We start from the raw sequence: 23,026 nt of genomic DNA on the forward strand, positions 1-23,026 counted from the left end.
CCGTATTGAAGTGATTAGGTTCTGTATATAAAATTTAAATTATTTATATTTTAAACAATAAAGTTTTTATTGGAATAGATACCTATTTCGATAAAATGCTTATAATTTGCAGTAAAAAACTAAAATATACTGTTTTAAATTTTTTTACATAGAACTTAAATTAAAGAAACCTAGTAAGTTTCTTATTTAGATCTTGTGTAGGCTCTGCGAACATTTCTAAAAAGATTTGATTTTGGTTATTTGTTTGTTGCAAAAAATTATAAGATTTTTTTAAAATAAGAGCATTTCTTCAAAAATCTTATTAATTTTCACTAAAAATCAATTATAAATGTTCACAGAACCTAGAAAATTTCAATAATTTAAATTTCTAGACGTATGGTATGTTATAGTAAATTAACTTGAATTAGGGATAATTTCTACATCATCTTTTAATTTTTTAAGAACATATTTCATATCGTAAATGATTAGTATTAGAGGTATTCGCTATTCCCTTAAAAAAATAAAATATTTTCTATAAATCATCCCTAATTCAAGTTAATTTACTATGGCACTGTTAACAAAATAATTTTAAAGCTAATTAAATAATTTTTAAACAAAAAAGCCTTATTCAAATTTAATTACTAAAATAAGGCTTTTTAGATTTTAAGAAGTTAATTTAAAGCTATAAAATATTTCATCTGTAATGCAAAAAACATTAGGTCCTGTAAAGGAAAATTATAAGATTTTTTTTGGAATAAAAATAACTGTTCCAGCAAGAATCTTATTAATTTTTACTTAAAAATATCTAAAAATACGAATAATTTAACTTTTCTTTATAGAACCTAGTGTAGAAATAATTATTTTAATTCAACTTTTGCTCCGGCAGCTTCTAACTTACCTTTGATTTCTTCTGCTTCTGCTTTTTTCACATTGCTTTTAATCGGCTTTGGAGCTTCATCAACTAATTTCTTAGCTTCAATTAAACCAAGACCTGTGATATCTTTTACAACTTTAATTACTTCAACTTTCTTGTCACCGGCAGCTGTTAAAACTACTTCAAACTCAGTTTTTTCAGCAGCTGCTTCAGCCGCAGGAGCTGCAGTGCCGGCAGCTGCTACAGCTACAGGTGCTGCTGCAGATACACCCCATTTTTCTTCTAGCATTTTCACAAGCTCAGCTGCTTGCATTAATGTTAATGATGATAATTGTTCTTCAATTTTAGCTAAATCTGCCATAATTTTTTCCTTTTTACTTTTTTTATATTGAGAGGTTACTGCATCAGGTATTTTAATTGATAATTAAATTCTTTTTTGCTGCAAATTATAAGATTTTTTAAAAATAGGAACAATTATTTCGACAAAAACCTTATTAATTTTCACTATAAAAGCTCTTTAATTATCAATTAAAATACCTGATGCAGTAACCTTTAAGTTAATTTTTACTAGCATGCGCTTGTATTACTCTTGCCATACTCGAAGACGGGGCTTGTAAAACACCTACAACCTTAGTAGCCAGTGCTTGTAATAACCCAACAATTTTACCTCTAAGCTCATTAAGTGAAGGTAGCTTAGAAAGTTCTTTTATTGAATGTTCATCTAATACGTGATTATCGACTATTCCACCAATAATCTTAAGATTATCATTAGCCTTAGCAAAATTAACTACTAATTTTGCCATCTCAACCGGTTCTTTAGAATAAACAATAGCAGTAGGACCCGCAAATAAATTAGCAATACTATCAAGCCCTGCTTGATTTGCAGCTATTTTTGCTAAAGTATTTTTAACTACTTTAAAACCTGCTTCTTTAGATTTAAGTGATTCTCTAAGCGAACTCACTTGACTAACGGTTAACCCGTGATAATGAGTAATAATTACAGATGGCGATTCTTTATAAATATTTACAATATCCTCTACTGCTACCGGTTTTTCTGATCTTAACACCTTTTAATTCTCCTTTTATAACTAATATATTTAAACTGATACAAATGCTTAAAATAACAAAACTTTTTTATTATTACTATTACCGTTAAACGACTATAAAAATTATGCTATACTAGTTAAATCTATTTGTACCGATGCTCCCATAGTAGAAGATAAATACATTGCTTTTAAATAACTTCCTTTTAATCCGGCAGGTTTCGCTTTAATTACTGCTTTAATAAACGCATTTAAATTTTTTAATAAATCTTGGTCTGAGAAAGATAACTTTCCAAGCCCTGCATGAACTATACCTGCTTTCTCTGCTCTATATTCTACCTGACCGCTTTTAGCATTTTTAATAGCATTTTTAATATCTAAAGTTACGGTACCAAGTTTAGGGTTAGGCATTAAACCTTTTGGTCCTAAAATTCTTGCAACTGAACCTATAGCTGCCATCATATCGGGAGTAGCTATACATACATCGAAATTAATTTTCCCTGCTTTAATTTCATCAATGATATTTGTTGAACCTACTAAATCTGCTCTAGCACTTTTAGCTTCCTCTTCTCTTTCTTCTTTACAAATAACGGCAACTCTTACGGTTTTGCCTGTACCGGCAGGTAAATTAACTACGCCGCGTACCATTTGATCAGAATGTCTAGGATCAATTCCAAGCTTCATAACTATTTCTAAGGTTGGATCAAATTTAACATATGATGCTAATTTTAATCGTTCAACTGCATTTGTTAAATTATATAAAGTATCTGATTTTACTTTTTCTCTAGCTTCTCTTATTTTTTTACCGCCGCTAATTTTTACGGCAACATCTTTCTTATTTGACATAATAATTAATTCCCTACCACTTCAAGTCCCATAGATGTAGCACTACCACAAATAATTTTTGTTGCTGCTTCAATATTTTTTGTATTTAAATCAGGCATTTTTAACTTTGCAATTTCACGACAATCATCCATAGTAACTTTACCTACTATGGCTTCTTTTTTAGTAGCACTAGAACCTTTAGTAATTTTAGCATACTTCTTTAAAAAGTAAGAAGCAGGAGGAGTTTTTATTTTAAAAGAAAAACTACTATCTTCATAAACGGTAATTACGGTTGGCAGAGGTATTCCTTTTTCCATACCTTGCGTAGCATCATTAAAATCTTTACAAAATGCTACAATATTAACTTTTCTTTGCCCTAGGGCCGGTCCTATAGGAGGAGCAGGAGCGGCTCCGGCAGCCGGAATTATCAAGTTAATATAACCTTTTATTGCTTTCTGAGACATTCTATAAATATCCTTATTTTTCTCTTAAATTAATATTACTTTATAACACTCTTACGTAGAGGTAATTTATATATTGTACTTTAGTCCTAACTAGACATATACTTCTTTTTTTTAAAGAAGTTTTAAATAATGAGTAATGAAAATGAAAAGCGGTTTTCACTTTTATTAAAAATTTATTTATTTTTCTTACTCTTCATTTTATTTAGTAGTATTTTAAAAATGCTATCGACTTTTAATCATTTTTCTTTACTTGATTAAAATTTAGTTCTATTGGAGTTGCTTTACCAAATATTGAAACTGAAACTTTTAACCTATTTTTTTCTTGATCTATTTCTTCTACTGTACCTATGAAAGTTTCAAAAGGACCATCTGTAACAGTCACTATTTCACCGACTTCATACAATTTAGAATTCTTTGCTTCTTTAGCTTCTGCTTCCAAATTATTAAAAATATTTTGTATTTCGCTTTCTGTAAGAGCTTTTGGCATGGTTTTGCTTCCTAAAAAGCCGGTTACTCCAGGTATATTTTTCACTAAATGCCAAGATTTATCAGTCATATTCATCTTTATCAAGATATAACTCGGCATTAGTTTTTTTTCTACCTTGATATTTTTACCGCGTTTAACTTCAGAAACTCCAAAAACAGGTATTAATATATCTTCAAAAAAATCCGTCATTTTCTGTTTAGCGATTTTTCTAAGCATATCTTCTTTAATGCGTTTCTCTGCTCCCGATGCCGTATGTACCACATACCACTGCTTTACATTTTTTTCAGAAGAAGGCAATATATTATCTATACTCTGTTCTGTCACAATTTATTCCTTATACTATTTGCCGATATTAAGCAAAAGCTGCATTATGTTATGTATACTATAATCAAGCACCAAACAAATTAGGCTAAAAATAAAAACTGCTACTACCACTACTAATGTTGAAGCAACAAGCTCTTTTCTAGTTGGCCAAACTACCTTATAAGTTTCTTGTTTAACTTGTTCAAAAAACTTATAAATTTTATATTCTTTAAACATATTTTTGTTAGGTAATTTATTTAGACTTCTTACAAAATTCTACTTCTAGAGGTAATTGAGATGATGATCCAGCACTGGAATTCTCATGTACTAGTATGTACGCTGCGATTCGAGGTGAAGTATCTCTTTCAAATTCCTCTCTATAAGCGAATTTTGTAAAAAGTCTATATTTTATAGCAAAAAAACTCTAAACCTATAACGGCAGGAGCGACAGGCATCGAACCCGCAACCTCCGGTTTTGGAGACCGGTGCTCTACCAATTGAGCTACACTCCTATCATATTTTTAATAAAAAATCAATAAATTTATTAAAAATATTTGTTATTATTAAAAAATTACTATAATAACCGGTACTTCTAATTTATAAGCTGTCATAGTAAAACAACATTTACCTTTGCAAGACATGACATTAATTATATCTAGTTAGAGACCTCTAGGTTCTATACACTTTTAATAGAATAATCATAATTAAGGTTCTTTTTAGCTGCAAATTATAAGATTTTTTTGAAATGGAAACAACTATCCTCTCAAAAATCTTATTAATTTTCGTTTAAAAATACCTCATAATTATAATCATTAATCAAAAGTGTACAGGTCTAAATTATTTTTTAGCTTTAATAATATCAGCTACCTGACTTGGCACTTGATCATAATGAGAAAATATCATACTAAACTGAGCTCTACCTTGAGATAAAGACCTAAGCATATTAACATAACCAAACATTTCCGCTAAAGGAATATTCGCAGTAACTACTTGAGCATTCCCTCTTGGATCCATGCTTTGAATTTGCCCTCTACGACTATTTAAATCGCCTATAATATCACCCATATATTCATCAGGAGTGATAACTTCAACTTTCATAATCGGCTCAAGTAATTTAGGATGACCTTTCGGCATTCCTTCTCTAAACGCTGCCTTTGCAGCAATCTCAAATGCAAGTACACTAGAATCTACATCATGAAACGCACCGTCAACTAAAGTCGCTTTAAAATCAATCATAGGATAACCGGCAATAACACCGGTTTCTCTAATATTATTTAATCCTTTTTCAACACCTGGTATATATTCTTTAGGCACGGCACCGCCGACGATTTTACTTTCAAAGACAAAAGTTTTATTTTTATCCTCATCTTTTAGATCTTTTACCTCTTTTAGAGGCTCAAAAATAATTTTTACACGAGCAAATTGTCCTGCACCGCCAGATTGTTTCTTATGGGTATAATCAATTTCGCAAGCTTTTGTTATAGTTTCGCGATATGCTACTTGAGGAGCTCCAATATTTGCTTCAACCTTAAACTCTCTTCTCATACGATCAATGATAATTTCTAAATGGAGTTCTCCCATTCCTTTTATCACTGTTTGTCCTGTTTCATGATCTGTTGAAACTCTAAATGATGGATCTTCGGCTGCCAAACGAGAAAGTGCTAAGCCCATTTTTTCTTGATCGGCTGTTGATTTAGGTTCTACTGCAAGCTCAATTACCGGCTCCGGAAATTCCATTCTTTCTAAGATTACTTGCTTATCAATATCGGATAACGTATCACCGGTGGTAGTATCTTTAAGACCTGCTAAAGCTACTATATCACCTGCTGATGCTTCTTTTACGTCTTCACGATTATTAGCATGCATTAATAGCATTCTACCGATTTTTTCTCTTTTATTCTTTACGGTATTAATAACAGTTATTCCTGAAGTAATTTTACCTGAATATATTCTAATAAAAGTTAATGAACCAACAAACGGGTCATTCATAATTTTAAATGCTAAAGCTGCAAACGGCTCAGTTACTGAAATAGGGAAATCTTTTTCTTCACCGGTATTTACTTCCATACCTTTTACTATACCTATATCAATAGGCGAAGGTAGGAAATCAACTACGGCATCAAGTAAAGGTTGCACTCCTTTATTTTTAAAAGCACTACCGCATAAAACCGGATAAAAAGCTGCTGAAATAGTCCCATTTCGGATTAATCTTTTAATCTCTTCTTCTGTTACTTCTTCACCTGATAAATATTTTTCCATAACATGATCATCTAACTCAACAACCATATCAAGTAATTTAGCACGATATTCTTCAGCTTTATCTTTCATATCAGCAGGTATATCTTCTTCAAAATACTCAGCTCCAAGTGATTCATCTTTCCAAATCACTGCTTTCATTTTAACAAGATCAATTATACCTTTAAAATTTTCTTCAATCCCTACAGGCAACTGAATAACAAGCGGTTTTGCTCCTAAACGATCTTTGATCATTTCAACGCATCTATAAAAATCTGCTCCCATTCTGTCCATTTTATTGACAAAACACATTCTAGGCACATTATATTTATCTGCTTGCCTCCAAACCGTTTCTGACTGCGGTTCAACACCTGCTACACCGTCAAATACTGCAACCGCACCGTCAAGAACACGAAGCGAACGCTCTACTTCGATAGTAAAGTCAACGTGTCCGGGAGTATCGATAATATTAATTATTTTATCTTGCCATCTACAAGTAGTAGCAGCTGAGGTAATGGTTATACCGCGTTCTTGCTCTTGCTCCATCCAGTCCATGGTAGCACCGCCCTCATGAACTTCACCTATTTTATGTGATTTACCGGTATAATATAAAACACGTTCGGTAGTTGTGGTTTTACCAGCATCAATGTGAGCACATATACCGATATTACGAATATGCTCAAGTTTATTTATTTTACTCATTATACCCTACCTTATTTCATTTTTTTAGGGCTAAAATGAGAGAAAGCTTTATTAGCTTCAGCCATTTTATGAGTATCTTCTTTCTTCTTAATGGCAACGCCTCTATTATTAGAAGCTTCAAACAGCTCTTCGGCAAGTTTATCAATCATCATTTTTTCAGAACGTTTTGACGCAGCATTAATAATCCAACGGCTAGCAAGAGCATATCCTCTTCTTTCATCAACATGCGTCGGAACTTGATAATTAGCTCCTCCAACCCTAACTGAAGTTACTTCTAAATGCGGCTTTACGTTATGCATAGCATTATTAAAGGTTTGATACGGATCGACTCTATGCTTCTTTTCAATTTTATTAAAGGCTGAATAAACAATTTTCTCTGCAAGGGCTTTCTTCCCTTCTTTCATAATATTATTGATAAATCTTGACAGTAAAATACTGTTATATTTCATATCAGGTAAAATTACTCGCTTTTCCGCGGCGTGACGACGTGACATTTTATTTTTTCTCTCTAACTAATAATTTATTTTTTTGTAACTGCAACTTGTTTACGAGGAGCACCGTAACGTGAACGACCTTGCTTACGTCCTTTAACTCCGGCAATATCATAAGCACCGAGTACGATATGATATTTCACCCCCGGAAGATCAGGAACCTGACCGCCTCTTACTAACACCCTATCATGCTCCTTTACACTATGCTTTTCACCAGGAATATATGCATTTACGGTTCTTTTATTACTTAAACGCACCGTTGCGATCTTACGAAGTGCAGAGTTAGGCTTTTTAGGGGTAACGGTTTTTACAACTAAGCAAACACCGCTTTTAAAAGGATTAGATTCTAAGGCAGGAGATTTGGTCTTACGAGTTTTTGACTTTCTCCCAAAACGTACTAATTGATTATATGTCGGCATTAAAAAAATACTCCAAAAAAACTTATATATACGATAAATAAAGGGTGTAAAAAATACTTCCACCCTTTATTTGAAATCATTTCTAAATACAAATTATAAGAATTTGTAAATTACTAAATTTAAATTATAATTACTTTTTCCATAAAAGCAAGTATGTTTTAATTAACAATCATTTTTTTCTCAATTATTTTTGCTATAAAGCTGATTAACATCACTAAAATATAATAACAGCACGCAGCAACAAGCATTGGAAAAAAGTAATTATATGTTTCAAGTGACACAATTTGTGCTCTACGCATTAAATCCACCTCACCGATCATAGAAATAATCGCCGATTCTTTAATTAAATTAATAAGTTCGTTTACTAATGACGGAAAAATATTTTTAACTGCTTGCGGCAAGATTATATCTTTCATTATTAAAAACCTTGGGATAGCAAGAGCTTCAGCTGCTTCAAACTGTCCTTTATCAACCGCATTAATCCCCGCTCTAATTACTTCTGAAACATATGCTCCCGAATTCAGCGAAAAAGAAATAGCTCCCGCCATAAACACGCTAAATTTAATACCTATTATATAAGGCGAGGCAAAATAAATAATACTTAGCTGAATTAATAAAGGCGTCCCTCTAAAAATAGAAGTATATAAATCAGCAAAAAATCTTATGCTACGATTCTTATTTACCTTACAAATAGCGAGTAGCATCCCTATCACTAAACCGAATATAACAGCAATAACGCTATATTTTAAAGTTACCAAAGTCCCCTCTACAATGAAAAGGATTTTTGGATAGAATTTTATTAAATACTCAAACATATTTTGATATACAAATGATAACTAAAGAGCCGGTAGACGAAGTTTAATACACTCTTTTTGCCGGTGGAATTGCACTTATTTCATCGGTTAAAGTGGTTAACGTCACAGGTTTATAATCAAGTACGACTTTATCAGTTTCATCGATAGAGCTAAGAGTATGTTTCATCCAATCTTCATCGTTACGATCAGGGTAATCTTCCCGAGCATGAGCTCCTCTGCTTTCCTTTCTTGCAGCTGCTGAATATACCGTAACCAAAGCTTGATCAAGTAGATTATCTAGCTCTAAGGCTTCGACTAAATCACTATTCCAAATTAAAGATTTATCATTAATTTTTATATCTTTATAGCCGCTTCTTATCTCGCTAATCATTCCTGCTCCTTCATCTAGTACTTCTTGAGTTCTAAATACCGAAGCGTGGCTTTGCATAGTTCTTTGCATTTTAAGCCTTAAATCTGCAACTAAAATATTACCGTTAGCGTGACGTATTTTATCAAATCTATTAATAACTTTTTCAAGGCTTTCTTCTTTTAAAGGCTTATGAGGACTCGCAGGCTTAATAAGCTCGGCTGCTTTTAATGCAGAGCTTCTACCGAACACTACTAAATCAAGCAAAGAGTTTGACCCTAATCGATTAGCTCCGTGTACCGATACGCAAGCCGCTTCACCGATTGCCATAAGTCCCTTTACTACGCTATTATGATTCGTACCGTCTTTGATTATGACTTGACCGTGATAATTCGTCGGTATCCCGCCCATATTATAATGTACTGTAGGAAGTACCGGTATCGGCTCTTTAGTGACATCTACACCAGCAAAAATTTTAGCCGTCTCAGAGATGCCAGGCAAACGGCTATGTAAAATTTCAGGCGATAAATGATTTAAATACAAGAATACATGATCTTTATGCTCGCCAACTCCTCGCCCTTCACGAATCTCAATAGTCATTGCTCTTGAAACTACGTCTCTTGAAGCTAAATCCTTTGCAGCAGGAGCGTAACGCTCCATAAAACGCTCTCCGTTTGAATTAACGAGATATCCCCCTTCACCTCTTGCTCCCTCGGTAATAAGACAACCAGCTGAATATATACCGGTCGGATGGAACTGTACAAACTCCATATCTTGCAGCGGAAGACCAGCTCTAATCGCCATACCACCCCCGTCACCCGTACAAGTATGGGCAGAAGTCGCCGAAAAATAAGCACGTCCGTATCCACCCGTCGCAAGCACTACATTATGAGCTCTAAAACAATGTAGACTACCGTCATCTAAATTCCACGCAACTACGCCTCTACATTCACCGTCTTCCATCAATAAATCAATAGCAAAATATTCAACAAAAAACTGCACTTTATGTTTTAGTGACTGCTGATATAAAGTATGAAGTATGGCATGCCCCGTACGATCTGCCGCAGCACATGTACGCTGAGCTGCTTTTCCTTTACCATACTCTGTTGTCATTCCTCCAAAAGGACGCTGATAAATTTTTCCCTCTTCGGTTCTTGAAAAAGGTACGCCGTAATGCTCAAGCTCTAAAATCGCATCGGGAGCGTTCTTGCACATATACTCGATGGCATTCTGATCACCTAACCAGTCCGATCCTTTTACCGTATCATACATATGCCAACGCCAGTCATCTTCGCCCATATTTCCAAGTGCTGCACTGATTCCGCCTTGTGCAGCCACAGTATGACTACGGGTTGGGAATAGCTTAGTTATACAGGCGGTATTTAGCCCTTCTTTAGCCATACCGAATGCAGAACGAAGACCCGCTCCGCCTGCACCTACAACTATTACGTCAAATTTATGATGAATGATATTATACGCTTTGGTCATTAAATTAATTTTTTACTATTTAATTTTATTTGGTGTTAGTTGCTATAAACGCTGCTGATGTCATTCCTAGCTAAAAGCGGGAATCCAGTAAAACATATAAAAAACTTGTTTTTTTAGGTTTGTTTTGTCAATAATGTGTAGCAATATTAAAGTTATTTTCTGGATTCCCGCCTTCGCGGGAATGACATCGAAAACATGAAAATCACCCTCTATAAAACATCGCTACTATAAAAGCTGCAATAGTCACAATGCAAAATAATTGCACTATTATAATCAATGTATTACGTAATTTGTGACAACTTACATAATCCTCAATCACTACACGCATACCAAGCATCGCATGATACAACGAAATAGCCACCGTAATTAACAATGCTACTACATTAAAAGGTTTTTTAAGCTCCCACATAATAATATTTATATCATTATTTTTGTTGGTTAACGTAAAATATATTAACCATATAGAACATAAAGCTAATATAATCCCCGTTACTCTTTGTAATAACCAATGATGAGAACCGCTTTTAGCAGAACCGCTATTTTTTGCTTTTACAATTTCTGCTTTAAAATCATATACCATTAATTTTCTCTATTATTTGTTTTAGCTTTTCGTCATTGCGAGGAAATTGCATAGCAATTGACAAAGCAATCTCAGGAGTTTGTTATTATTTCATGAGATTGCTACACCCATAAAAATATTGTTAATAATATAGAACATACAACTACACACCAACCGGTGATGTTAACTGCTTTTATAGAAAAGCCATAACCGATATCCCAAAATAAATGTCTGATGCCATTACATAAATGATAAAACCAAGCGTAGCTAGCGGCTACTAAGCATATTTTTATAACGCAGCAATTAACAAGCTGTAAATAATTATTGTCATATTTACTAAGAATCAACCACCACGCCGAAATCGATACTGCAAAAAATAGAGCTACGCCGGTCATACGATGCAAAATTGACAACGTAGAACTGATTTGCGGTTTATATATACTTAAATGCGGCGAAGTCGGACGCTTATTATAAATTTCTTGTTTGGTTTTATTCATAGCTATTTAATATAATAAAAAATTATACGAAGGCAGACGAAGCGTAATTTGGAAAAGAGCAAGGCGTCTTGAAGCTGATAACCGCAGCGTAGTTAACCCTACGTGAGGATCAAAAAGTATAAAACAACGTAGCCAATTTTTCAAATTAAACGAGTCTGCAACCAATACCCTTCTGCGGGTGTTAAATCATCTGCCACTGCTCTTCTATCATCAAAGACGAAACATTCACCTTGCCATAAATTATTTTTGTTTTGCGTATCTTCTAAATACTGCAATATACCGCCCTTTAAATGATATACCTCATCATAACCTATGCTTTTAAGTAAGCTGGTGGATTTTTCACACCTGATACCACCTGTACAAACCATAGCAATTTTCTTACCTTTGAGCAATTCTTGATTCTGCTGAACCCAAACAGGAAACTGTTTAAATGTTTTGGTATTAGGATTAATTGCTGATTTAAATGTACCGATCTCTATTTCATAATCATTACGAGTATCTATTACTATAACATCTTGTTTTGTGATAAATTCATCCCAATCTTTCGGCTCTATATATTCGCCTTTAAACAAATCAACATTTAAATCATCAATATTCATCGCTATAATCTCTTTCTTAAGTCTGACTTTCAACTTCTGAAAAGGATGAACATCACTATAATTTATTTTAACGTTAACATCTTTGGGATCGGTTAGTTTTATTAGTTCTTCAAGTACAAGATTTACATTTTCATATGAACCTGAAAAAGAACCGTTAAAACCTTCATTAGCTAATAAAATAGTACCTCTAACATATTTTCTTTTACCGATAAGCAAAAGTTTCGGTATCAAATTTGCCGGCTCTTCTATATTAACAAAACTATATGCACTTAAAATTGCTATTTTTTCATTCATAATTATTTAATTTATAATTGTCACCCCGTGGCTTGACCATGGGGTCTTAGGACATAGTCTGTGACACAAGATCCCACAATCAAGTCGCAAGATGATATATTATTTAGTAAATGAAGAGCAAGGTGTTTTATACTTTTTGACCGCAGCGTAGTTAATCCTACGTGAGGATCAAAAAGTATAAAACAACGTAGCCAATTTTTCAAATTAAACGAGTATACTACATCACCTGCAATGGTACGAACATATTACCGCTACCCCTTTCAATCAAGAGCAAAATATTTTGCTTATTCGATTTTTTAGCATTTTCATATAATTCTTCTAGCTTACTTATATCGTCTATGCTTTCCTGATTAATATTGGTTATCAGATCACCAATTTTAAAGCTACTTTCTTCTTCCTCAATATTGGTTATAACTATTCCCGCTTTATCGTTAGGAATATTATATTGTTGTCTTAATTCTTCAGTCAAATTACTAAAAGTAATATTATTTTTAGTAATAGATAAATTATTTTCTTCTTTGTTTGTTATTTCTTCTTTATTGGTCTCTGCTGTAGAATCCTTGGTAACTTCTTCATTATCTGAAGTAATTTTAATAGGTAATTCAAGCTCTTTTTTATCGCGAAGTATTTTTACTTTTACTTCCTGATCAATAGGAGCATCTGCAATAATTACACGTAATTTTTTAGTATTTTTAACCGGTATATCTGCAAACTCTATTATTATATCACCTGTTTTAATTCCTGCTTTATCACTTGGACCGTCTTCTTGTACTTTAGCTACTAATACCCCCCTAGTATCTTTAAGTCCTAACCCTTCAGAAATTTCCTCGGTTAAATCTTGTATTGTTACTCCAAGACGTCCTCTACTTACTTTTCCATCTTTCTTAAGACGTGTGATTATAGGCTTTGCAGTATTTGACGGTATTGCAAAACCGATACCTATATTAGTACCGAGCGGTGAAAAAATTGCCGTATTTACTCCGATTACTTTCTGATCCAAATTAAACATAGGACCGCCGGAATTACCGTTATTAATTGCAGCATCCGTTTGAATAAAATTATCGACTATATTATCCGTATCTATATCGATATCCCGTCCTTTAGAGGATATAATACCGCTTGTCACCGTACCGCCGAGATTACCGAACGGATTACCGATTGCAATGACCCAATCTCCTACTCTTGCATCATTTGAATCTCCAAACTCAACAAAAGGTAGAGGTTCCTCGCTATCTATTTTTAAGAGAGCTAAATCGGTTTTAGTATCACTACCTATTAATTTAGCCGATAATTCGGTATTATCTGCAAGTTTTATATTAATTTTCTCAACATTTGCAATTACATGATAGTTTGTCACTATTAAGCCGTTAGGTTCAATAATAAATCCTGAACCAAGCGGAACGCTTTTAGGAGTTTGATCGACCTCTTCCAAATTCAGCGGTATATTAAGCTTTTCTAAAAAATCATTAATGAAATCTAAAGGCTTTTTTTCTTGCAGAGGATCTTTCTCGGCATTTTCCGACTTACTATTAACATATTCTATTGTTGAAATATTAACGACTGCAGGAATTAACGGCTCAACTATATCGGCAAAGCTATAACGGGCGGCTTCACTTACTTTTAAAGGAGCCGAATTTATTTCCGTAAATTCATGCTCTTCTTGATCTGCTACTTTTAAAGACTTACTATTTTCTTTTGCTAGAACAATGTTACTTGATATTAAAACTATTATAACAAGAACTATTTTCAGATTCATCATATACTCCAAAGTAAAATGAAAAGTAAATAGACGAAGTTTAATTTGGAAAAGAACAAGAAGTCTAAAACCCTCGGAGCGGAGCGTATTATAGTAATACGTGAACACCGCAGAACTTATTAGACGATGTAGCCAATTCTTCAAATTAAACGAGTATACTACTTAGTTAGATTAAGGTATTTTAAAACTTCAGCATCCGGTGAGATTACAAAATTAGTATCCTCTTTCTTTAAAGAATTTTTATATACTAAAAGTGATCTATAAAATTTATAAAATTCCGGGTCGACTGAATAAGCAGAATTATATATTTTTGCCGCTTTCTCATCGCCGTCACCTTTGATAATTTGTGCATCTCGATAAGCTTTAGCAAGTATTATTTTACTTTCTTTATCTGCTTTTGAACGAATACGCACGCTTTCTTCTTGCCCTTCTGCTCTAATTTGGGTTGCTTCTTTTTCACGTGCCGTTTGCATACGGCGATAAATAGCCGCACTATTTTCTTTCGGTAAGTCTGCTCTTAAAATTCTAACATCTACAACGTCAATACCAAAGTTTTTAGCTTCTCCGTCCACTTGATTTAAGATATTTAACATTACGTTACTACGTTCCTGACTTAAAAGGCTACTTAGCGAGATTTTACCTATCACCTTACGCATTGATGATTCAAGATTTCGGGTCAATCTAATTTTTACGCCTTGATAATCATGCACTGTTTTATAAAACATTACAGGATTATCAATTTGGAATTTAGCATAAGCATCGACAATAACTCGTTTACCGTCGGCAGCCGTTAATTCTTTTGCCTCAACTTCAACATCTAAAAGACGCTTATCAAAAAATTCAACATTTTGAATAAACGGGATTTTAATATTTAGCCCTGGATTTTCTATAGTTCTAACTGCTTCACCAAATTGGAATACTACAGCAGATTGGCGTTGGTCAACTGAAAATAAGGAGTTAGAAATCAGTATCAGCCCAAAAACAATTGTAAAAATTATATAATAAATCTTTTGTTGCATTTAATATTCCTTGTTGTTTAAATATCATTCGTGTATAGCTTGAACAACACGCTCGATGTCATCCCGTGACTTGATCGCAGGATCCAGAAAAACAATTTTAAATACTCATAATTAGTATTTAAAGCTAGACCCCATGGTCAAGCCACCGCGGGGAGGGGGTGACAGTTCTACTGCTTTATAGCCATGTGTGGCAGTAGTGCATTATTAATAATCGTTTTATTTGAACCGCCTAATATCTCTTCGACTACTTCTAAATATAATCTATCTCTAGTTACTTGCTTACCTGTAGCATATTGTTTATAAATAGCATTAAATCTTTGGCTATCACCTTCTGCTTTTGATATAACTTCTTCTCTATAACCTTCTGCTTCTTGTATAATCTTTGCAGCCGCTCCCCTAGCTTCCGGCAAAATTTTATTATTATAGGCTTGAGCTTGATTTATTTCTTTCTCTTTATCTGCTTTTGAAGTTTGCACGTCTCTATAAGCGTCTATTACTTCGGCAGGCGGCTCGGCTTTTAATAATTGTACTTTCTCAATCATCACACCGGCATTATAACTATCCAGTATCTTTTGTGCTAATTTTTCTATTTTATAAGTAATTTCTTGCTTTTGATCGGATAATACCCAAGAAATAGGAGTATTGCCTATTACTTCCCTAACGGCACTTTCTACTGTTGCTTTTACTGTTTCTTCAGGTCTTTGTACGTTAAAAATAAAATCTTCAAGATTATTAATATGCCACATTACGTCACAATTTAAAGCAACGATATTTTCATCACCGGTGAGCATTATACTTTCACCGGCAATATTTTTAGTATTATCGCCACCGCTACGCAGAGAGCTATTTGTACGATAACCAATCTCAATCCGGCGTGATTGTTTAACTTTCTCAACTATTATTTTTTCAAAAGGAGCCGGTAAATGATAATTAAGCCCAGGGTAGCCCTTACGCACAAAACGCCCAAATCTTATTACCGCTGCTTCTTCGCCTTCTTTTATTTCATAAATACCCGAAGCAAGCCATAAAGCAACCATCGCAACAACAGCTAAAATTATTGTTTTAGCATTGAAATTAAACTGGAATTGAAATTTATCAAAATTAAATTGATTTTTACGCGGTCTTGTGAATATGTTATCTTCTTTATTAGAATCAAAATCTTTCCATGGGGATTTTTTTAAAATCGAGCTATATTTTCTACTAAGCATTTGCTTTTTTATATTATTTTAAGGATTAAGTGATTATATATATTATAGTATATAACGTCAAGTTACGAGCTTAAACAGCTTTAAAAAGGAAATTTAATTATGGCGAATTTACACCAAAAACAAATGATCGATAGACTGCAGCATATTACTTTTAAAGACGGTACTTTTTTAAAACAAGTTATATCGGATATTATAATTAAAGGTAATAATATAGGTTTCTCAATAGATATATCAGGTAAAAACAAGTTAGAAGCCGAAGAAATTAGACTTAAGGCAATTAATAAACTTAACGAGATTTCGGAAGTAAATAAAATAACAATTGTTTTTACCGAAAGTAAACCTATGGAGAAAAAAGCTCAAAAACCAAAACATTTTATAGAAAATGTACAAAAAATTATCTTAGTAGCATCAGGCAAAGGCGGAGTCGGAAAATCTACAATATCAGCTCTTATTTCTCAGCAGTTAAGTCTAGAAAATTACCGAGTCGGGATAGTAGATGCGGATATTTACGGTCCATCAATTCCGCATATATTCGGCATTAACGAAGTACCGCAAACTATTGAAGGACGAATAATACCGATAACGACTAGAAATATTCAGATTATGTCTATAGGCTTTTTCGTTAAAGACCATTCGGCAATTATTTGGCGTGGTCCTATGGCGAGTAAGACTATTTATCAATTATTATCGGTAACAAAATGGGATAATTTAGATTATTTAATTATCGATATGCCGCCGGGAACAGGTGATATTCATTTAAGTATGCTAGAAAATTATCATTTAGACGGCGTAATAATCGTCACTACACCACAAAAAATATCGGAGATAGATGTAATACGTTCTATAGATTTATATCAAAAATTAGGGCTACCGATACTCGGAATAATTGAGAATATGAGCTATATGCTTGAAAATAATAGCGGCGGGCATTTATCGCAAAAATATAATATACCGTTAATCACTCAAATCCCAATCATACAAGAAATAGCCGATGCTTGCGATAAATCACTACCTCTAACAGACTTATTAACATTACCTTTAGAGCAGTATTTATGATGAAAATACAGGTATTGGCAGATGATAGAACAGGCAATACACATCAGGCTATCGCACTTGCTGAAAAATTAACGGAAGAATATATGATAATTAAACTGCAATATAATTGCTTAGCTAAGCTACCGAATTTTTTACTAAAATATTATCCTATTCATATAAAAAGTGAGCTATTGCAGGATATTTTGGATAAGTCCCCGCCTGATATGATAATTACCGCTGGAAGAAGAACGGCAGTACTGGCATTTTATTTAAAAAAGAAATTTAAAGATATTAAGTTAATACAAATAATGCAGCCTAATCTTCCCTATAATGCATTTGATACCGTTATTTTGCCTTATCATGATTACCATTTGTCATCCCGCGACTTGATCGCGGGATCCAGTAAAAATCTAAAACGTCATTGCGAAGCCACGAAGTGGCTGCGGCAATCTCAGGATTTTTTTACTAGATTGCTTCGTCAATACTTCGTATTTCCTCGCAATGACGATTTTAAAAACATAATTCCCATCAATGGGGCTATCAATAATGTAACCGCTAAATTTGCTGCTACAAGTCTAGAACTCCAAAAACATTATCCTAATCTTAAACAGTTTATTGCAGTGATAATCGGTGGAAATAATAAAAAATTTAATTTCAACAAAGATGAAGCTGTTTTATTTTCTTCATTATTAAATAAAATATATACTAATCTAAAAATACCTTTTTTCATTAGTTTTAGTAGACGTACACCACAAGCCGTAAAATCAATTATTAAAAATAACATGCCGGCTTCTACAATTATTTATGACCCGAACGAAGACACAGGCTATAACCCTTATATAGCTATGCTCTCCAAGGCAAAATATATAATCTCTACCGCCGACTCGATTTCAATGTGCAGCGAGGCAGCTTCAAGTGGTAAACCTCTTTATATATTCTGCCCACCAAACTTTAATTCCTCAAAGCATAAAATTTTTATCAAGCAATTAGTAAAACAAAAAATAGCAAGAATTTTTGATGAGGCAGTTATTTCTCTAGAAGAATATAACTACAAACCTTTAAATGAAGCAGAAAGAGTAGCTGAAATTATTAAATCTTTAATCAAAAGCTGGTAATTATATGGATAAAGATATACAATCATATATATTCATTAAGAAGTTAAAGTCTTTATCATTTGTCAAAGCAATATGGCTTTTCGGCTCTCGTGCTAGAGGGGATAATGATGAGCGTTCCGATATTGATATTGCAATTATCTGCCCTAATATTACAGATCAAGAATGGCTAGAAGTTATGGATATTATAGAGAATGCCGACACGCTTTTAAAAATAGATTGTGTAAGGTTTGAAAGTACTAAAATAAGCTCTGAACTTTATGAAAATATATTAAAAGAGAAAAAAATTATATATGTCAAAAATAAACCTTAAACTTGAAAAATTTCGTAAAGCTTTTAGGACGCTTGAAGATATTTATTTAAAACCGGCAACAGAAGATAGGGCTTATATTGACGCAACCATTCAAAGATTTGAATTTACTTTTGAACTTGCCTGGAAGTTTTTAAAAGAATATTTTTCTCAAAAAGGCACAGTTCTTCACTATCCTAAAGAAGTGATAAAAGAAGCTTTTGTTGCCGGTATTATAAATGATGAGAGTTTATGGATTTATATGCTTACTGATCGCAATATGACATCACATACTTATGATAAAAAGCTTGCCGATGAAATATATAGCCGAATAAGAAATTATGTTCCTGAACTTAAGAAATTACTAAATACTATTGATTCAAAGATTTAATAATACCTTGTAGTGTTTGGATTTCAGGGGAAGAAAGGTTGTTTATACGTGTAAATATATTGGTGATATTTTGCTGCATAGCAGGTTTTTTGTCAGGAGCTTTGAAGAATCCGGCTTTATCGAGTTTGCCGAATAAATTTGTTAAAAAATGTTCTATTTCTTCTTTAGTAGCTAATTTTTGAATATTATGTATATCCTCTCTAGGCGTAGAATTACGAAACAATTCATAGCATATAATAATAACTGCTTGAGCAATATTTAATGAGCTAAATTCGGTTGTATTAATAGTGATAATCTTATTAGCTAGCGAGATTTCCTCATTACTAAGCCCGTTATTTTCCCGCCCGAACATTATCCCGACTTTTTCAGAATTTGGATAATCTAAAGGTAAATTTTGTGTAAATACATAATCTTTATTCATAGCCCTTTTAATGCAAGTAGTAGCATATAAATATTCGAGGTCTTTAACGCTATCCTCTAGGCTCTCATAAATTTTTGCATTATCTATAATATTAACCGCTCCAACTGCATTACTCCGTGCTTGCTCATTAGGCCAGCCATCTCTTGGAGTTACGATTCTAAGCTCATTTAAGCCAAAATTCTTCATTGCTCTTGCAGTAGCACCGATATTCTCGCCCATTTGCGGGACAACTAATATTATTATTGGATTCATTTTAATAATTTTTTGTAACTAGGCAGGTATAGGCAATCGCTATGGCGTCGGCTTCATCGGAATTAGTAATTAAGGAAGTACCGGGCAATAAAAGCTTGATCATATGCAAAATTTGGTCTTTCTCTGCATGACCATAGCCGGTTACGGTTTTTTTTACCGTATTCGGCTTAAACTCTCGCAGGTCCAAATTATATCTACCGATCAGCGACATTATCGCCCCTCTAGCATATCCAAGCTTTAAAGAAGTCACGCTATTAGTATTAACAAATGTTTCTTCAATCGCTGCCATATTTGGTTGATATTCTAATATTACTTTTTCTAATGTACTGTTAATAAAGGCAAGTCTATTATGAATTTCATCCTTACTATTTGTTTTAATAATACCGCTAGCTAAATATTTCAACTTTGCAGTCTCCTTTGCAATTACTGCCCATCCAAGACTCCCAAGTGCCGGATCAATCCCAAGTACTATCATAGTTATTTAATGTTATTTTTTTGTAGTTTTGCTGTTGTCATCCCGCAATCAAGTCGCGGGATCTCAGGACACAGTCTGTGATATAAGACCCCGTGGTCAAGCCACGGGGTGACAGCTTTATATCTTCATATATTGATAAAATTCTTGATTATTCTCCCACAGCTCACGCACCTTAACAAATAAAAATAAATGAACGGGGAAGCCGAAAAATTGCTCCATTTGCATACGGGATTTTGCCCCTATCTCTTTGATTTTAGAGCCGTTTTTACCGAGTATTATAGTTTTATAGCTTTCTCTTGAAACTACTATAACTTGATTAATCTTTACGGATTTGTCTTTAAACTCTTCCCACTTTTCGGTTTGTACAGTTAATTTATAAGGGAGTTCTTGCTGCAAATTTAAAAATAATTGCTCTCTTGTGATTTCTGCTGCAATAAAACGCATCGGTAAATCCGTTATGTCGTCTTCCGCATAAAGCCAAGGAGAAATTTTTGCCTTACTTGTTATATATTCAAGTAATCCATCAATATTTTTGCCCGATAAAGCAGATATAGGAAAAAGCAAACTATCAGGATGATTTTCCGTTAAAAAAGCTTTAATGTCATTTAGATATTTTGATTCGATGTCTATTTTGTTCAATAAAAATACCGGAACAATATTAAGTGAGCGCAGCTTATCTAAAATATTATGTGTTACATCATCAAACGGTTTTAGACTATCGATAATTAATAGAACTAAATCCGCACTATGCAAACTAGACCACGCACACCTCACCATTGCTTTCTCAAGCGTCCCTTTCGGCTCAAATATACCGGGCGTATCGTATAAAATTACCTGCGTATCTTTTAAGGTAATAATGCCGGTAATAATCGATCTAGTCGTTTGAACTTTGGGAGTAACAATTGAAAGCTTCTCACCGATTATTCTGTTTAACAAAGTCGACTTCCCGCTATTTGGTCGCCCGATTATACAAACCGAAATTGTTTTCTGATTAGACATCTTTAAGCCTATGCAATAAGCTTCTTGCTGCGTTTTTCTCTGCTTCTTTTATCGAGTGACCAGTGCCTGTTTGTTCATAATCTTTTACTTTTACAAGAACCGTAAAAGTCGATGAATGGGCGGCTCCTTCTCTTTTTATCAGACGGTATATAGGTAGGTGATGATCACTAGCTTGAGTCCATTCTTGTAAAGCAGTTTTTGGGTCATAATCCGTTAAATTCTGAACTTTTATAAATTCTGCCCATAATTTCCCGATAATATTATGGGTTGTTTCAATATTGCTATCAAGATATATAGCTGCAATCAAAGCTTCCGTAGCATTTTCTATATTATTAGGATTATCACGCCCCCCTGTTACTTCTTCACCATGAGTCATAATTATATAATCTTTCAAAGTAAGTTTAGCTCCAACCATACAAATTGTTTCTTTACAAACCAAATATGATCTAATTTTAGCTAAATTTCCCTCATTATAATTTGCAAAATTCCTAAATAAAATTTCTGTGATTACTAAATTTAATACGGCATCACCTAAAAACTCTAATCGTTCATAATCTTTATCGGCTTTATATTCATGATGCTGTCTTAAAGACGGGTGACTCAACGCCTCTATTAAAAGCTCTTTATTTTTGAAACTATAGCCAAATAGCTTTTCTAACTTCTCAAATGATACCATTATTCATCCGTGTTATAAAGATTTCTGAAAATTCGATTTAACCTAACAGATTCAATCCATGGTTTTAACTTTAATATTAGATTAATAACTCCTATATCATTATCCCACCAAGTTATTTTTGTTGAGAACCAAATAAATTGTGCTTTAGCAATAAAATTTTCAAACGGTACAAATCCAAGATTTACTCTACTATCATTTGACTGATCTCTATTATCCCCTAAAAAGAAATATTTCCCTTCAGGTACATAAAAAACATCCGTATTACCGTATCTATCATTATATATAACGCCAAAAATAGGAGCAAGCTTATAAGAAAAATATGTTCTACCATTTGGCAGTGTTTCTTTAAACTTCAAATATTTTATTCCCTCTTCGCTTATATAAGTTCCAACTTCCGTGCGTTCTATTTTTTTATCGTTAATATATATCACGTCATCAATCAATTGAATTTTATCGCCGGGTAGCCCTATTAAACGCTTTATATATCTAACACTCATATCGTTAGGCGGACGGAAAACTACAATATCGCCACGCTCCGGTTCGCGAGCAAATATTCGCCCTTTAAAAAGAGGAATAAAATCAAAAAAAGACAAAGAATAATTACTATAACCATAACTATATTTCGTAGAAAATATATAGTCATTCTCAAGTATGGTTGCTTTCATAGAACCAGTCGGAACGGTAAACGGCTCCATAATAAGTATTCTAATAAGTAAAGCGATGCATATTACAAAAGCGAAAGACCCCCACTCTTGCTTAGCTATTTTATTAGTGTTTGATTTTATATCTGTTTGCATAATCTCTTAATTATTTATAAATAATATTTGTTACATGGTTTGAAATCGTCATTGCAAGGAAAAATTGAAAATTTTGACGAAGCAATCTCGTGCCAAAATCTTGAGATTGCCACGCTCCTTTCAGTCGCTCGCAATGACGGCTTAGCATCCACGCAACAATGCCTCCTCACAATGAC

The 23,026-nt window shown here is 33.4% G+C and carries 27 protein-coding genes and 1 tRNA gene; 4 read left to right on the plus strand and 24 right to left on the minus strand.

Annotated elements, in window-relative coordinates:
* Positions 1–836: 836 nt before the first annotated feature.
* The 18 genes from rplL to hflK form a co-directional block, all read right to left on the minus strand.
* Positions 837–1,214 (minus strand): 50S ribosomal protein L7/L12, encoded by a 378-nt coding sequence (gene rplL / locus RAS_RS00375; protein ID WP_147141280.1) that lies wholly within the window; start codon positions 1,212–1,214, stop codon positions 837–839.
* A gap of 196 nt (positions 1,215–1,410) precedes the next feature.
* Positions 1,411–1,920 (minus strand): 50S ribosomal protein L10, encoded by a 510-nt coding sequence (rplJ, locus tag RAS_RS00380; protein WP_147141283.1) that lies wholly within the window; start codon positions 1,918–1,920, stop codon positions 1,411–1,413.
* Positions 1,921–2,022: 102 nt separating this feature from the next.
* Positions 2,023–2,742 (minus strand): 50S ribosomal protein L1, encoded by a 720-nt coding sequence (gene rplA / locus RAS_RS00385; protein WP_147141284.1) that lies wholly within the window; start codon positions 2,740–2,742, stop codon positions 2,023–2,025.
* 5 nt (positions 2,743–2,747) lie between these two features.
* A complete protein-coding gene (rplK, locus tag RAS_RS00390) occupies positions 2,748–3,185 on the minus strand; it encodes a 50S ribosomal protein L11 (protein WP_010423932.1) in 438 nt (145 codons plus the stop codon).
* Positions 3,186–3,417: 232 nt separating this feature from the next.
* Positions 3,418–3,996 carry a transcription termination/antitermination protein NusG gene (gene nusG, locus RAS_RS00395; RefSeq protein ID WP_147141287.1) on the minus strand — a complete coding sequence of 193 codons (579 nt, stop codon included), beginning with the start codon at positions 3,994–3,996 and terminating at the stop codon, positions 3,418–3,420.
* A gap of 15 nt (positions 3,997–4,011) precedes the next feature.
* The gene (gene secE / locus RAS_RS00400) at positions 4,012–4,212 is read right to left on the minus strand and encodes a preprotein translocase subunit SecE (RefSeq protein WP_004996644.1); all 201 of its coding nucleotides are present in this window, start codon (positions 4,210–4,212) and stop codon (positions 4,012–4,014) included.
* Positions 4,213–4,414: 202 nt separating this feature from the next.
* A tRNA-Trp gene (locus RAS_RS00410) sits at positions 4,415–4,487 on the minus strand.
* A 325-nt stretch (positions 4,488–4,812) separates the two neighbouring features.
* A complete protein-coding gene (gene fusA, locus RAS_RS00415; RefSeq protein ID WP_147141290.1) occupies positions 4,813–6,912 on the minus strand; it encodes an elongation factor G in 2,100 nt (699 codons plus the stop codon).
* An 11-nt stretch (positions 6,913–6,923) separates the two neighbouring features.
* On the minus strand, positions 6,924–7,406 hold the full coding sequence (gene rpsG, locus RAS_RS00420) for a 30S ribosomal protein S7 (protein ID WP_004996646.1): 483 nt from the start codon (positions 7,404–7,406) through the stop codon (positions 6,924–6,926).
* A gap of 26 nt (positions 7,407–7,432) precedes the next feature.
* Positions 7,433–7,822, minus strand: a complete 390-nt coding sequence (rpsL, locus tag RAS_RS00425) for a 30S ribosomal protein S12 (protein WP_004996647.1) — start codon at positions 7,820–7,822, stop codon at positions 7,433–7,435.
* Between the two features lie 158 nt (positions 7,823–7,980).
* Positions 7,981–8,637, minus strand: a complete 657-nt coding sequence (locus RAS_RS00430) for an amino acid ABC transporter permease (RefSeq protein ID WP_147141294.1) — start codon at positions 8,635–8,637, stop codon at positions 7,981–7,983.
* A gap of 43 nt (positions 8,638–8,680) precedes the next feature.
* A complete protein-coding gene (gene sdhA / locus RAS_RS00435) occupies positions 8,681–10,471 on the minus strand; it encodes a succinate dehydrogenase flavoprotein subunit (protein ID WP_147141296.1) in 1,791 nt (596 codons plus the stop codon).
* 202 nt (positions 10,472–10,673) lie between these two features.
* Positions 10,674–11,051: a succinate dehydrogenase, hydrophobic membrane anchor protein gene (gene sdhD / locus RAS_RS00440; RefSeq protein ID WP_010423904.1), complete on the minus strand. Its 378-nt coding sequence runs from the start codon at positions 11,049–11,051 to the stop codon at positions 10,674–10,676.
* 101 nt (positions 11,052–11,152) lie between these two features.
* Positions 11,153–11,527 (minus strand): succinate dehydrogenase, cytochrome b556 subunit, encoded by a 375-nt coding sequence (gene sdhC, locus RAS_RS00445; protein WP_147141298.1) that lies wholly within the window; start codon positions 11,525–11,527, stop codon positions 11,153–11,155.
* 140 nt (positions 11,528–11,667) lie between these two features.
* Complete coding sequence (gene trhO / locus RAS_RS00450; RefSeq protein WP_147141301.1) at positions 11,668–12,420, minus strand: oxygen-dependent tRNA uridine(34) hydroxylase TrhO; 753 nt, start codon at positions 12,418–12,420, stop codon at positions 11,668–11,670.
* Positions 12,421–12,637: 217 nt separating this feature from the next.
* The gene (locus RAS_RS00455; protein ID WP_147141305.1) at positions 12,638–14,179 is read right to left on the minus strand and encodes a Do family serine endopeptidase; all 1,542 of its coding nucleotides are present in this window, start codon (positions 14,177–14,179) and stop codon (positions 12,638–12,640) included.
* 155 nt (positions 14,180–14,334) lie between these two features.
* Positions 14,335–15,195 (minus strand): protease modulator HflC, encoded by an 861-nt coding sequence (gene hflC, locus RAS_RS00460; protein ID WP_147141307.1) that lies wholly within the window; start codon positions 15,193–15,195, stop codon positions 14,335–14,337.
* A 167-nt stretch (positions 15,196–15,362) separates the two neighbouring features.
* Positions 15,363–16,403, minus strand: a complete 1,041-nt coding sequence (gene hflK / locus RAS_RS00465; RefSeq protein ID WP_147141310.1) for an FtsH protease activity modulator HflK — start codon at positions 16,401–16,403, stop codon at positions 15,363–15,365.
* 99 nt (positions 16,404–16,502) lie between these two features.
* On the opposite strand from hflK, the gene RAS_RS00470 reads away from it, so the two are divergent.
* Genes RAS_RS00470 through RAS_RS00485 form a run of 4 tightly spaced genes read left to right on the plus strand, consistent with a single transcriptional unit; the run spans position 16,503 to position 19,230 of the window.
* Complete coding sequence (locus RAS_RS00470) at positions 16,503–17,459, plus strand: Mrp/NBP35 family ATP-binding protein (protein ID WP_147141313.1); 957 nt, start codon at positions 16,503–16,505, stop codon at positions 17,457–17,459.
* The gene (locus RAS_RS00475) at positions 17,459–18,553 is read left to right on the plus strand and encodes a mitochondrial fission ELM1 family protein (RefSeq protein ID WP_147143851.1); all 1,095 of its coding nucleotides are present in this window, start codon (positions 17,459–17,461) and stop codon (positions 18,551–18,553) included. The genes RAS_RS00470 and RAS_RS00475 overlap by 1 nt, the downstream gene beginning before the upstream one ends.
* A 4-nt stretch (positions 18,554–18,557) precedes the next feature.
* Positions 18,558–18,863, plus strand: coding sequence for a nucleotidyltransferase domain-containing protein (locus RAS_RS00480; RefSeq protein ID WP_147141316.1), 306 nt, complete (start codon positions 18,558–18,560; stop codon positions 18,861–18,863).
* Positions 18,844–19,230: a nucleotidyltransferase substrate binding protein gene (locus RAS_RS00485; protein WP_147141319.1), complete on the plus strand. Its 387-nt coding sequence runs from the start codon at positions 18,844–18,846 to the stop codon at positions 19,228–19,230. Before RAS_RS00480 ends, RAS_RS00485 begins: the two co-directional genes overlap by 20 nt.
* Here RAS_RS00485 and RAS_RS00490 read toward each other — a convergent pair.
* The 6 genes from RAS_RS00490 to RAS_RS08380 form a co-directional block, all read right to left on the minus strand.
* Positions 19,211–19,903: an RNA methyltransferase gene (locus RAS_RS00490; RefSeq protein ID WP_147141321.1), complete on the minus strand. Its 693-nt coding sequence runs from the start codon at positions 19,901–19,903 to the stop codon at positions 19,211–19,213. The two genes, RAS_RS00485 and RAS_RS00490, sit on opposite strands and share 20 nt — an antisense overlap.
* Position 19,904: 1 nt before the next feature.
* Positions 19,905–20,378, minus strand: coding sequence for a crossover junction endodeoxyribonuclease RuvC (gene ruvC, locus RAS_RS00495; RefSeq protein WP_147141324.1), 474 nt, complete (start codon positions 20,376–20,378; stop codon positions 19,905–19,907).
* Positions 20,379–20,495: 117 nt separating this feature from the next.
* Positions 20,496–21,377 (minus strand): GTPase Era, encoded by an 882-nt coding sequence (era, locus tag RAS_RS00500; RefSeq protein ID WP_147141326.1) that lies wholly within the window; start codon positions 21,375–21,377, stop codon positions 20,496–20,498.
* Positions 21,370–22,053, minus strand: a complete 684-nt coding sequence (gene rnc / locus RAS_RS00505; RefSeq protein WP_147141329.1) for a ribonuclease III — start codon at positions 22,051–22,053, stop codon at positions 21,370–21,372. Before rnc ends, era begins: the two co-directional genes overlap by 8 nt.
* A complete protein-coding gene (gene lepB, locus RAS_RS00510; RefSeq protein ID WP_147141332.1) occupies positions 22,053–22,850 on the minus strand; it encodes a signal peptidase I in 798 nt (265 codons plus the stop codon). The genes rnc and lepB overlap by 1 nt, the downstream gene beginning before the upstream one ends.
* Before the next feature lie 10 nt (positions 22,851–22,860).
* Entirely contained in the window at positions 22,861–22,998 is a 138-nt protein-coding gene (locus RAS_RS08380; protein ID WP_172616099.1) for a hypothetical protein, read from the minus strand.
* Positions 22,999–23,026: the final 28 nt, after the last annotated feature.

The sequence above is a fragment of the Rickettsia asiatica genome (genome assembly GCF_007989425.1).
Taxonomy (GTDB): Bacteria; Pseudomonadota; Alphaproteobacteria; order Rickettsiales; family Rickettsiaceae; genus Rickettsia; species Rickettsia helvetica.

Excerpts from the sequence above, each read along its gene's own strand:
- rplL (WP_147141280.1), bottom strand. The coding sequence starts at position 1,214 with ATGGCAGATTTAGCTAAAATTGAAGAACAATTATCATCATTAACATTA.
- rplA (WP_147141284.1), bottom strand. The coding sequence starts at position 2,742 with ATGTCAAATAAGAAAGATGTTGCCGTAAAAATTAGCGGCGGTAAAAAA.
- rplK (WP_010423932.1), bottom strand. The coding sequence starts at position 3,185 with ATGTCTCAGAAAGCAATAAAAGGTTATATTAACTTGATAATTCCGGCT.
- secE (WP_004996644.1), bottom strand. The coding sequence starts at position 4,212 with ATGTTTAAAGAATATAAAATTTATAAGTTTTTTGAACAAGTTAAACAA.
- fusA (WP_147141290.1), bottom strand. The coding sequence starts at position 6,912 with ATGAGTAAAATAAATAAACTTGAGCATATTCGTAATATCGGTATATGT.
- rpsG (WP_004996646.1), bottom strand. The coding sequence starts at position 7,406 with ATGTCACGTCGTCACGCCGCGGAAAAGCGAGTAATTTTACCTGATATG.
- rpsL (WP_004996647.1), bottom strand. The coding sequence starts at position 7,822 with ATGCCGACATATAATCAATTAGTACGTTTTGGGAGAAAGTCAAAAACT.
- RAS_RS00430 (WP_147141294.1), bottom strand. The coding sequence starts at position 8,637 with ATGTTTGAGTATTTAATAAAATTCTATCCAAAAATCCTTTTCATTGTA.
- sdhA (WP_147141296.1), bottom strand. The coding sequence starts at position 10,471 with ATGACCAAAGCGTATAATATCATTCATCATAAATTTGACGTAATAGTT.
- sdhD (WP_010423904.1), bottom strand. The coding sequence starts at position 11,051 with ATGGTATATGATTTTAAAGCAGAAATTGTAAAAGCAAAAAATAGCGGT.
- sdhC (WP_147141298.1), bottom strand. The coding sequence starts at position 11,527 with ATGAATAAAACCAAACAAGAAATTTATAATAAGCGTCCGACTTCGCCG.
- trhO (WP_147141301.1), bottom strand. The coding sequence starts at position 12,420 with ATGAATGAAAAAATAGCAATTTTAAGTGCATATAGTTTTGTTAATATA.
- RAS_RS00455 (WP_147141305.1), bottom strand. The coding sequence starts at position 14,179 with ATGATGAATCTGAAAATAGTTCTTGTTATAATAGTTTTAATATCAAGT.
- hflC (WP_147141307.1), bottom strand. The coding sequence starts at position 15,195 with ATGCAACAAAAGATTTATTATATAATTTTTACAATTGTTTTTGGGCTG.
- hflK (WP_147141310.1), bottom strand. The coding sequence starts at position 16,403 with ATGCTTAGTAGAAAATATAGCTCGATTTTAAAAAAATCCCCATGGAAA.
- RAS_RS00470 (WP_147141313.1), top strand. The coding sequence starts at position 16,503 with ATGGCGAATTTACACCAAAAACAAATGATCGATAGACTGCAGCATATT.
- RAS_RS00475 (WP_147143851.1), top strand. The coding sequence starts at position 17,459 with ATGAAAATACAGGTATTGGCAGATGATAGAACAGGCAATACACATCAG.
- RAS_RS00480 (WP_147141316.1), top strand. The coding sequence starts at position 18,558 with ATGGATAAAGATATACAATCATATATATTCATTAAGAAGTTAAAGTCT.
- RAS_RS00485 (WP_147141319.1), top strand. The coding sequence starts at position 18,844 with ATGTCAAAAATAAACCTTAAACTTGAAAAATTTCGTAAAGCTTTTAGG.
- RAS_RS00490 (WP_147141321.1), bottom strand. The coding sequence starts at position 19,903 with ATGAATCCAATAATAATATTAGTTGTCCCGCAAATGGGCGAGAATATC.
- ruvC (WP_147141324.1), bottom strand. The coding sequence starts at position 20,378 with ATGATAGTACTTGGGATTGATCCGGCACTTGGGAGTCTTGGATGGGCA.
- era (WP_147141326.1), bottom strand. The coding sequence starts at position 21,377 with ATGTCTAATCAGAAAACAATTTCGGTTTGTATAATCGGGCGACCAAAT.
- rnc (WP_147141329.1), bottom strand. The coding sequence starts at position 22,053 with ATGGTATCATTTGAGAAGTTAGAAAAGCTATTTGGCTATAGTTTCAAA.
- lepB (WP_147141332.1), bottom strand. The coding sequence starts at position 22,850 with ATGCAAACAGATATAAAATCAAACACTAATAAAATAGCTAAGCAAGAG.
- RAS_RS08380 (WP_172616099.1), bottom strand. The coding sequence starts at position 22,998 with ATGCTAAGCCGTCATTGCGAGCGACTGAAAGGAGCGTGGCAATCTCAA.